Raw genomic sequence first — 9,652 nt, 5'->3', positions numbered from 1 at the left:
TGCCGACTGGAGATTTTTATGGATTTAAAACTCAATGATAAAACTGCACTGGTTACAGGATCAACAGCAGGAATTGGCTTAGAGATTGCCCGTACATTGGCCATGGAAGGTGCAAAGGTGATCGTTACTGGTCGTAAGCAACAAAAATTGGATGAAGCAATTGCAAGCATACAAGCCTCCGGTGGCCAAAAAGCATATGGTATTTTGGCCGATGCTATTAGTGCCGAAGGGGTAGCAAAGCTGGTGCAGCAATTGCCACAGGTCGATATTCTGGTAAATAACCTCGGGATCTACGAAAGCAAAAAATTCACTGAGATTACGGATGAGGACTGGCTGAAATTCTTCGAGATCAATGTCATGGGCGGTATACGACTCGCACGTGCTTATTTCGAGGGAATGCTGTCACGCAATTGGGGCCGCATCATCTTCGTTTCTAGCGAATCAGGTATTATGATTCCATCTGACATGATTCATTACGCCACCACCAAAACCGCGCAGCTCGCGGTTTCCCGTGGACTTGCAAACCTTACCAAAGGCACGGGTGTAACCGTTAATTCAGTGATGCCAGGGCCAACACGCTCAGAAGGAGTCGTTGAGTTTCTGCGCAGCGTCGCAAGCAACCCCGACGCTCCTGAAAACGAAATCGAAGCAGAGTTTTTTGCCAAACACCGCAGCTCATCCCTACTGCAACGCATGATCGAACCACAGGAAATTGCTAGCACCGTAGCCTATATTGCAAGCCCGCTTGCTGCCGCTACAAATGGATCTGCTATCCATCTCGAAGGAGGACTTCTTAATACAATAAATTAAGGGCTTCCATCCCCTCTCTCAGTATTCAATTTGACTGTTTGAATAGATGAGAAAATTTAAATGGCATAATCTTCTCAGAGAATACATTAAATCACTGCTAGTTACTGATTTCATAAAATCGCCCATAAGGGCGATAGTCATGTGTAGCGTATAAAATATTAATTGGCACCCAACTTTAGCCGAAAGATCTCACCATTAAATTCAATAGTATCTCCTGCAACCATCTTTTTTCTTTTCGGTGTTTCTATTACGCCGTTTACCAATACAGTGCCCGAAGCTATCATATCCTTAGCTTCTGCCCCACTCGAGGCGATACCTTCAAATTTAAGAATTTTAAAGAGTTCAACATGTTCTTTATTAATGAAAACATCTTTCATATTATTTATTACTCCAGTAATTATGAATTGTCACAATCTTTACTTTTTTAAGGAAACAAGTATTTCAGTCCTTGCACATGGCATTTTACGCTGGAATTTCGATGCTAGGGTTGAAAAGAAAACAGTTAATCTTGACTCTTTCCGCCCATAAACAAACTATTTAAGACAGCCTCTAGGTTCGTGAACAAAATTTTAATTCAGTGCAAATAGTCATCGTTGCGGGCGACAGGTTTTTATATAATAAATATTTGTACATAGCCCCTATGGGTAGTGCCCACTGCCATTAAGTTGAGGATTTGGCCGTCATCCAGAGGAGCTAGCGACGAAGGATCTCCCAGGATTCAGGAGATCCTTCGCTACGCTCTGGATGACGTGCTTTTAGAGTCACAGCCATTAAGATGTTCGTCATCCAGAGGAGCTAGCGACGAAGGATCTCCCAGGATTCAGGAGATCCTTCGCCATGCTCAGGATGACGTACCATTCTTAACTTAACGGTAGTGTTGTGCAGTGGCTCATTATAAATTCTGTCCATCAACTATACTTTTTTTATTGCACATTGGGAGTTTAATCTAGACTTCGCTAAATTCTACTATTTGTATAAAAATGCCTAATTGTAGTCAGCACAAGAATACAATTAATTGCTCGTCAGAGAGTAAAACCCAAGCCACGAGCTATTGTGTTTTATACTACAAAATTAGCCCTTGCATATTGTTCAGCATACAAATTGTCAAAATTATCGCTGCCAGAAAATCCATCATGTATCGTTTGAATAGCACTAACAACCAAATCAATTGCATTTATTATGGGACTTAGTATGGCAGCACTGAGTGCTTGAACGGATGACAATAGATATGTCCCTGATTTTAGAAAATCGTTTTGCGCCCCGTTCAAATCAAAAATACAAAAGCGTAATGAAGCTATTAATGCATAACACAAAGCAGCTCCAGCATTGGTCAATGCTTCAACTGAAAAAGCAGCTGGGGCCAAAGGAATAGATGCTATTTTTGTGACAATATCTACTCCAGATTCAAAGGGCATGAAAAAAGCAGGTTTAACTGCAATACCACCACCCATAGCAGCAAATGCAGATCTCTGCCTATTAAATCTCACATCTCGTTTAATAACAGTATGTTGAAATTGATTTTGAGATAATGCTGAACCTGTAGCTCCAAAAAAGGTATCGCAGATTAGAGTCTTTAAGTTTTTATCTGGCATTAATCTTCTCCGAAATTGTTTGCTTTTGAACAGTGAACCTAAATCAAAAGCTCAGTTAAGAGAAGCATTATAAGAAAATACATACAAGATGCAAATAAAACAACCCCTAAGATCGAATTCTGACAGAAACCTTCTTTAATGGTGACTCGTTTATTGTCTAATAATGCGTCTTGGGCATCGATGCCACAATTATTATACGAATAGTTATGGTTCTAAAAATGATTTTATTTATAAAGTATGATTACCCTGTTCTGAATTGAACAGAAGTTTAATTTCATTAAAACGAGTAAGAAATAATTTGGTTATGAACATTTGATTTGTGTGACTCATCATTAGCTCATATTTTATATAAAACTATAACTTATCTTCAATGTTGTTTCTTCCTGTGTTTTTTTTGTTGGCCGACAAATTCCCTCTTCGAGAAATGGAATATGTTCATCAAGTTTATAATTAAATAATTTTCCGTATTTATTGAATACACTTCTATTCCTAAAGTCTGTTGTATAATATATTGCTCTATTTTACTAAGGGCATCAAATTGAAAATTGCTATTATAGGAGGCTCAATAGCAGGCTGCGCTGTAGCTTTATTATTAAAAGATCAATTTGATATTACTGTTTTTGAGCGGTCAAAAGATTTAAAATCTCGTGGTGCAGGTCTTACCATTTCAAAGGAATTACTTCAAACGTTAATATCCAAAGACCTTATCGACAAAGAAACAACGGGTGACTCTTTCTCAACTCGGAGTTTTTACTGTCAATTACCAAGCAAACCCGACTATGGCCACTGTTTGTGGCATCAAAACATTTCGATTGTTAGTCTTCACTGGGATACCCTATTTCTTAATTTAAGAAAACGAATACCCGATAAGCTATATAAAAATGAGTGCAGAATAATCGATGTACAACTTAAAGATGGAGAACCTGGTCAAATCATTCTTGAGTCTGGTGAAACTCAAGAGTTTGATTTAATTATTTTCGCTGATGGCGCACAATCCATGGGACGAAAACTTATTTCTGAAAATTCTCAATTGACCTATTCTGGCTATGTAGCCTGGAGAGGTACATTAGATTTTGATTTGATAAAAGATAAATCACCATTTATCAATAATATCTCCTATTATTGCTTTAACAATGGTCATTTATTAGCCTATCCTGTCGAGCATGATGGAATTAAAAAATTAAATTGGGTATTTTACGAAAAACTACCTATAGAACATCTGGATACTTTAGGTCAAACAACTCAAATTAATTTCTCAGAAACAGCAATGACACACTTGCATCAATTGGCAAACTCCAAACTCCCGAAAGCAATTGCTCAGATAATTCTCAATACCAAATCACCATTTATGCAAAAGGTTGTTGATGTTGCAGTTGAAAGGCTTGTCACTAAAGGTGCTCTTTTACTTGGTGATGCAAGTGTAGTGTTACGTCCTCACGTGGGTAGCGGTGCATCGCTGGCCATACAAGATGCATTAAACCTAAGAGAGCTGCTCAATATTTATAATGATATTTCTCAAGCTTTGACACAATGGGAAAAATGCACACTCTCAAATAGATTATCAACTTATGAACTCTCAAAACGAATGGCTGATGCTTTAGTATTACATCCTATCTTATGGCAAGGCATGAATGAATCTAAAATGGACACTTGGTAGGAACAAATTATCCTTGGAGAAAAATGGTACACAACCAATCATCAAATAACTAAAACTCAATAAAGGAATATAAATTGTGAGCTTGGTGTATGATTTAGTAGTTGAAGACCATTCTAAACTAGGGACCCTCAACAGTTATAGAGGACACCGCCAAGTTAATGCCATGATTTTACCCTCTATTTACAAGACACCTTGTTTAAGGGATAAATCCCCTGTGACAAGGTGTTATGAGCTATAACATCTTAGTATTCTTTTACAAAAGAGATTATGTTTTAATCTCACCTATCTTTCATAAGGCATAAGGATTTGGCTATGGATATAAATCATTTAAAACACCTGACGCTCATTAGCGCATCTGGATTGATTTTTATTTCTGCCGCAGTGGCAGGCAGACCTATGTGGACTTTCGCTCCTGTTTCTGGATTTCCACCTGCGGTGTTTATGACAAACTTAAGCGAAACAGCAACCATTTAATACATCGTATCCAATCAGTCACGCAAACCACATCGGTTAGAAATGAAGCCTATCAAAGGAATTCAATCAACAGGATGCACTACACGTTTGGAATACAATCAATCATGTACCCTTACTTTAACTGTAGATGGGAACGCGTTGAACGGCTTTATAACAGGTGGTCCTGTGCTCTGCGAGCAAGGTAATCCCTTGCAGTGTTATCAGCCGAGCCAAGCAAACAGTTTGGCAATTCGTATCCCCCAACCATCACCAGGGCAGCAGCAAATTCCCTTACCAGGAAACTCATTCGCAGCAATTACCTCTCCTGACGGACGCTACGTTTTTGTCTCAATGAATGGAGCATATAATGGTATCGCGGTGATCCAGCACAGTGCAGCTTTTGCCAGTGTAGAGCAACTGATCCCGACTTGTGGCCCTGCGCGAGGCTTAATGGTCGGTGGCTGTATCTGACAGAATATCTTTCCAATACTCTTACGATCTTCCCTGTATCATCCATAGTACATACAGTTTAATAATCTATAGAGATTTAAAATGGAGCCTGCAATTGTTTCCTAAAATAAATGCGTTCATATGTCTTCGCTATAATTGATACCAAGATGTTTATTGTCACTGAACTAAAATGATAAAAACTAAAATCGTTTGTAATTATTAAGTGAGGGAAGTAATTTGCGCAGCCATTCCCTTATTCTATTAGGCAACATTAAAGATAAATAAAGTCCATCTTGTACACATTCAGTCAATATTTTGAGATAATTATAAATATTCCATAAAAACGGTAAAACCAATGTACGGACGTATCGCAACCCAATTTATGTATTTAACGCTGGCGGCTTTCCTTTATCTCATCATTTCCTCAGGATATGCAACGCAAAATAATTGTGTCAAACAAGCCTATTTGCCATTCAAGACGATTCAAAAGAATCAAATCAGCTACCTTCCTGGTCATGGTTGTGTCACCAATTTACAACTGGCTGGGCATTTACCGGTGAATAATCAACCCTGTAATGACATCTATTGCAGTGAACATAAAGCTAGCTTATTTTATTGGTTTGTTGGCAGTCAGCAAAGTACGCAGCATAAAGTACCAATCATTTTATGGCTCAATGGAGGCCCGGGAGCGAGTAGCTTTTATGGTTTTTTTAGTGAGAATGGGCCTTACGTTATTAATCAGATGGGGAAGCTGAAAAAACGTAAATTTGCATGGAATGAAATAGGTCATTTCTTAATGATAGACAATCCCAAAGGCGTTGGTCTTTCATATGCTTCGAAAGAAGATCAAATAAAGAATGCACAGACAGCAACAATCGAGCTTTATAATGCATTGAATGCCTTTTATCAACGATACCCAGAATTAAAAGATAATGCACTTTATCTTAGTGGTGAATCCTATGCAGGAAAATATATTGCAGAATTAGCAGAACAGATTAGCAATCATAATCAAAAACTACCTGCAGCAGCCCAAATTAATCTCCAGGGAGTTATCATTGGTGATGGCTGGGTCAATCCATTAGTTCAGCAATCATCAGTAGCGGATTATGCTTATTCGCATGGTTTAATTGATAAAAATACGCGCGAAAAAGTAAGGGAAATTTACAAAAAATGTGCTCAGGCCATAAATAATAAATCACCACAGGCAAACTCTATTTGCATGAAGGTTAATGATATGGTTGCCGCAGCCAGTGGAGTAGATAGGCATGATATCAGAACACTAAGAGAAATGGATTATAATCCCATCATTGAGTATCTTAATAAGCCAGAAGTACGGAAAGCAATTCATGTAGATCCTCGGGTTACTTTGTTTAAGTTATTTAATAATGAAGTGTCAACTAACCTGGAACAAGAAATACAGAAATCAGCATCCCCTATTTATGAGCGACTATTAGATAAAAAAATACCAATACTTATTTTTAATGGATTGGATGATGGTACTGATAGTAATTTTATGGGGGCAGATCTTTGGTTAGAACAATTAAACTGGCACGGGAAAGAACTGTTTAATAAGGCTCGAACCTGCAGATGGTATGTGGGCGGCACAAATAATCTGGCAGGCTATGTGCGTAATGCTGATGTGCTGACACAAATCAAAATTCGCGGAGCAGGACATATGGCTCCTATGGATCAACCACAAAATACTCTTGATCTGATGAAGAGATTTATTAACAAACAAGAATGGTGTCATGGATATGCTGATTAAAAAATATCAGAATTCGTCATCATTTCGAATTCTCGTGACGTGACCATAAGGCCTGCGCATGTTGCTTCTTGTCTTAATGAGAGAAAAAACATAAACTTACATTTGGTTTGTAAACGATCAATGGTAAGGATAACGCGATGGGAATTCTGGGTATTACTCTTAGTTTGGTATTGCTCATGGGGTTATCATTTCGCGGTTGGAGTATTTTACTACTGGCTCCTTCTGCTGCATTGATTGCTGCTTTATTTTCAGGAGAACATTTGCTTGCTCATTGGACACAAACGTTCATGGGTGGAGCAACTCAATTTCTTGCTCAGTTTTTCCCATTATTTTTACTAGGTGCCTTATTTGGTAAATTGATGGACGACAGTGGGTCTGTTTCGGCAATTGCAGACTTTATGACATATAAACTGGGCAAACAATATGCCATACTGGCCGTTGTATTGGCTGGGGCGTTGGTTACTTATGGTGGCGTGAGCCTCTTTGTGGCATTTTTTGTTCTTGCTCCTATGGCTCAAGCCTTGTTCCGCGCAGCAGCTATTCCCCGTCGCTTGATGCCAGCAACAATAGTACTCGGCACATCGACATTCACAATGTCAGCGTTACCTGGAACACCCTCCATTCAAAATGCGATTCCTATGCCCTTTTTTAATACGACTCCCTTTGCCGCTCCAGGGCTTGGAATCATTGCATCAATTATTATGCTTGGGTTCGGATTATGGTGGCTCAATAGATCCGAAGCAGCAGCCAAAAAATCTGGCGAACAATTGGGTGATGGCATGCCAGCAGAAATAACAACGATTGCTAATGATCAAATGCTTCGGGAACGCGCGACAAACTCACATGAGTTCGATCTTGCAGAGCTTGTTCATGGAAGCCACGGAAAAACGACTCCCTCAATTGGGCTTGCTGTTTTACCTATTATTGTAGTGGTGTTTGTCAATTTGCTAATGTCCTTTGTATTGCTTCCACAAATGGACCTCGCTTTTCTATCCCAACCCCAATGGGGAGAAACAAGCCTTGCCGAAGTTGGCGGGGTTTGGGCGGTAGTTACCGCTTTGGCAACTGCAATTGTTGTAGTAATCATAACCAATCGCAAACGCTTGCCTGACCTGCGGTCAACTATGGATGCTGGTGCTAATGCATCGGTATTACCTGCTTTAAGTGTTGCAAGTCTCGTAGGCTTTGGTTCTGTAATCGCTGCAATGCCTGTCTTTGGCGTGATCCGCGACTGGCTTTTAGGCATCGGTGGTGGGCCACTTGTATCACTATCAGCAGCAACCAACGTGCTCGCGGCTCTCACAGGCTCTGCGTCTGGCGGACTCACTATTGCTCTTGATGCACTAGGAAGTACCTTCCTGACTCTGGCAAAGGAACAAGGAATCGATCCTTCTTTATTACACCGTGTGGCGGTAATTGGTTCGGGAACTCTTGATAGCCTGCCTCACAACGGCGCTGTCATCACCCTTCTCGCCGTGTGTCAGTCCACTCATCGCGAAAGCTATTTTGATATAATAGTAGTTGGCATCATAGGCCCAATCATAGCCCTTGCCGCAGTTATTGGTCTTGGCACATTATGGGGCTCATTTTAAAGCTCCATTGCAAAATCGAATAGTCGCCTTTAGCACTGCACAAAATGTGTATTGCATATTATCCAAAGGGTATAACCCCCGGTACCGCGTAGGTTCCTTTTATTTAATTAATGCTGAATAAAGGTTGTGGTTGATTCTCCTCTATCTCTTGTCTTTCACTATTCAAACCAATACTCATTAACAGCAGTAGTCCCCCTATAATTATAAGCCCTCCTACAAGCAGGGCCTGAGTCAAAGTCATCGTTAGTGATACAAAAGCGACACAACCAGTAAGTAAGGCCGCAGCAGAAGCGACAAGCCCCATCGCATGAGAAAAAATAGAGACAAGATGATAGCCAAAGGGCTCGTCAACCTCTGAGTACATTCTCTGTGCCAAAGACAAATGAGGTGCAATTTGTCTGTATTCAGGATAAACGCTCATAAGCATAGAATGACGAGTAGAATGACAGCTAAAATGCCTCATAGCAGAAAAATACCCCATATAAATATTATTTATATGAGTTGTTCCTAATGCCTGTACAATACTTGCATTTTCTCGATCGGAGAGTAAATTCAACAGAGCACTACAAACTTGCGAATTGGTAACTAATTCTCTTAATCTATTTTTTCCTAAAGCCTTTAATAGCACGGTATGCGCATTTTTGTTTTTAGGGAGCAAACTAATACATGCTCGTAAATCCGCCTCGTTTTGAACTAGCTTATTAATAGTCTTCTCAGATAAAGTTTCGATGAAAGAGGACCATTTGCTCTTATCAATTCGAGAAAGAAATTGAATCAAATCGTTCATGGTATAAAGAGGAGAAGATAGGTTTTCCTCGTGGAAATTTTTAGCAAATGTTCTATAAGACTCATCCGTTAGGGTTTGGGCAATAATAACCAAACTTTCAAACGATAGTGTCGCTAAGTAATTGCAGTACATTCGAACTTAAGTTGCTACCTACCCCAATAAATTGATCCAAATGTATATTAAGAGCATGCAGGTCTTTATATTTTGCGATCGCTTCAATCTCAGAAGTAGAAAGATAATGTAAAATACCTGCCTGGTAGAGACAATGCAAAACAGAATCAAATAGTTCTCTTGTTTGACCTTGCATTGTGGCACGATATTGCATGTAGGTGTTTTGTAAATTACCCCATTCCAATGCATCATTAAAATCATGGAACCTCGATTCGTCAAGACTCTGCTCAAAAGTCAACAAAGCATAAGCAAGCTCTTTGGTTTGCTTGGTAGTAAGTAATAATTTAAGCGCATGCACAGAAAAATTGAATTGCAACTTATTACTCACCTTACGCACAGCACCTTGCCTCCTAACTAAAACTCATTAAAATTCTT

Annotated in this window: 10 protein-coding genes; 6 read left to right on the top strand and 4 right to left on the bottom strand. The window is 39.4% G+C overall.

Translation table 11 applies throughout. From position 1 onward, the window contains the following. A partial coding sequence (locus tag Q0495_RS07005; protein WP_298624404.1) for an SDR family NAD(P)-dependent oxidoreductase occupies nt 1–810 on the top strand: 810 nt, incomplete at its 5' end. Between the two features lie 158 nt (nt 811–968). Here the strand turns inward: Q0495_RS07005 and Q0495_RS07000 are convergent. Both Q0495_RS07000 and Q0495_RS06995 read right to left on the bottom strand, forming a co-directional pair. After that, nucleotides 969–1,187 carry an RNA-binding S4 domain-containing protein gene (locus Q0495_RS07000; RefSeq protein WP_298624402.1) on the bottom strand — a complete coding sequence of 73 codons (219 nt, stop codon included), beginning with the start codon at nt 1,185–1,187 and terminating at the stop codon, nt 969–971. A 681-nt stretch (nt 1,188–1,868) separates the two neighbouring features. Then, nucleotides 1,869–2,402, bottom strand: coding sequence for a hypothetical protein (locus tag Q0495_RS06995; RefSeq protein WP_298624400.1), 534 nt, complete (start codon nt 2,400–2,402; stop codon nt 1,869–1,871). Nucleotides 2,403–2,940: 538 nt separating this feature from the next. Here Q0495_RS06995 and Q0495_RS06990 point away from each other — a divergent pair. From Q0495_RS06990 to Q0495_RS06970, 5 genes are all read left to right on the top strand, one after another. After that, the gene (locus tag Q0495_RS06990) at nt 2,941–4,059 is read left to right on the top strand and encodes an FAD-dependent monooxygenase (protein ID WP_298624398.1); all 1,119 of its coding nucleotides are present in this window, start codon (nt 2,941–2,943) and stop codon (nt 4,057–4,059) included. 312 nt (nt 4,060–4,371) lie between these two features. Then, on the top strand, nt 4,372–4,533 hold the full coding sequence (locus tag Q0495_RS06985) for a hypothetical protein (protein ID WP_298624397.1): 162 nt from the start codon (nt 4,372–4,374) through the stop codon (nt 4,531–4,533). 42 nt (nt 4,534–4,575) lie between these two features. Next, nucleotides 4,576–4,983: a hypothetical protein gene (locus Q0495_RS06980; protein WP_298624395.1), complete on the top strand. Its 408-nt coding sequence runs from the start codon at nt 4,576–4,578 to the stop codon at nt 4,981–4,983. A gap of 334 nt (nt 4,984–5,317) precedes the next feature. After that, a complete protein-coding gene (locus Q0495_RS06975) occupies nt 5,318–6,727 on the top strand; it encodes a peptidase S10 (protein ID WP_298624393.1) in 1,410 nt (469 codons plus the stop codon). Nucleotides 6,728–6,864: 137 nt separating this feature from the next. Then, nucleotides 6,865–8,319: a GntP family permease gene (locus Q0495_RS06970; RefSeq protein ID WP_298624391.1), complete on the top strand. Its 1,455-nt coding sequence runs from the start codon at nt 6,865–6,867 to the stop codon at nt 8,317–8,319. A gap of 103 nt (nt 8,320–8,422) precedes the next feature. On the opposite strand, the gene Q0495_RS06965 is transcribed toward Q0495_RS06970, so the two are convergent. Further along, the gene (locus Q0495_RS06965; protein WP_298624389.1) at nt 8,423–9,238 is read right to left on the bottom strand and encodes a hypothetical protein; all 816 of its coding nucleotides are present in this window, start codon (nt 9,236–9,238) and stop codon (nt 8,423–8,425) included. Then, on the bottom strand, nt 9,204–9,605 hold the full coding sequence (locus tag Q0495_RS06960; RefSeq protein WP_298624387.1) for a hypothetical protein: 402 nt from the start codon (nt 9,603–9,605) through the stop codon (nt 9,204–9,206). The genes Q0495_RS06965 and Q0495_RS06960 overlap by 35 nt, the downstream gene beginning before the upstream one ends. Nucleotides 9,606–9,652 lie beyond the last annotated feature (47 nt).

This window comes from uncultured Legionella sp., from assembly GCF_937871865.1.
GTDB lineage: Bacteria > Pseudomonadota > Gammaproteobacteria > Legionellales > Legionellaceae > Legionella.
The sequence above is the reverse complement of the archived record's forward strand: the minus strand, read 5'-3'. Positions and strand labels throughout refer to the sequence as shown.

Bases quoted from the DNA above. Each gene is read 5' to 3' on its own strand.
- Q0495_RS07000 (WP_298624402.1), bottom strand. From the start codon at position 1,187: ATGAAAGATGTTTTCATTAATAAAGAACATGTTGAACTCTTTAAAATT.
- Q0495_RS06995 (WP_298624400.1), bottom strand. From the start codon at position 2,402: ATGCCAGATAAAAACTTAAAGACTCTAATCTGCGATACCTTTTTTGGA.
- Q0495_RS06985 (WP_298624397.1), top strand. From the start codon at position 4,372: ATGGATATAAATCATTTAAAACACCTGACGCTCATTAGCGCATCTGGA.
- Q0495_RS06980 (WP_298624395.1), top strand. From the start codon at position 4,576: ATGAAGCCTATCAAAGGAATTCAATCAACAGGATGCACTACACGTTTG.
- Q0495_RS06975 (WP_298624393.1), top strand. From the start codon at position 5,318: ATGTACGGACGTATCGCAACCCAATTTATGTATTTAACGCTGGCGGCT.
- Q0495_RS06970 (WP_298624391.1), top strand. From the start codon at position 6,865: ATGGGAATTCTGGGTATTACTCTTAGTTTGGTATTGCTCATGGGGTTA.
- Q0495_RS06965 (WP_298624389.1), bottom strand. From the start codon at position 9,238: ATGTACTGCAATTACTTAGCGACACTATCGTTTGAAAGTTTGGTTATT.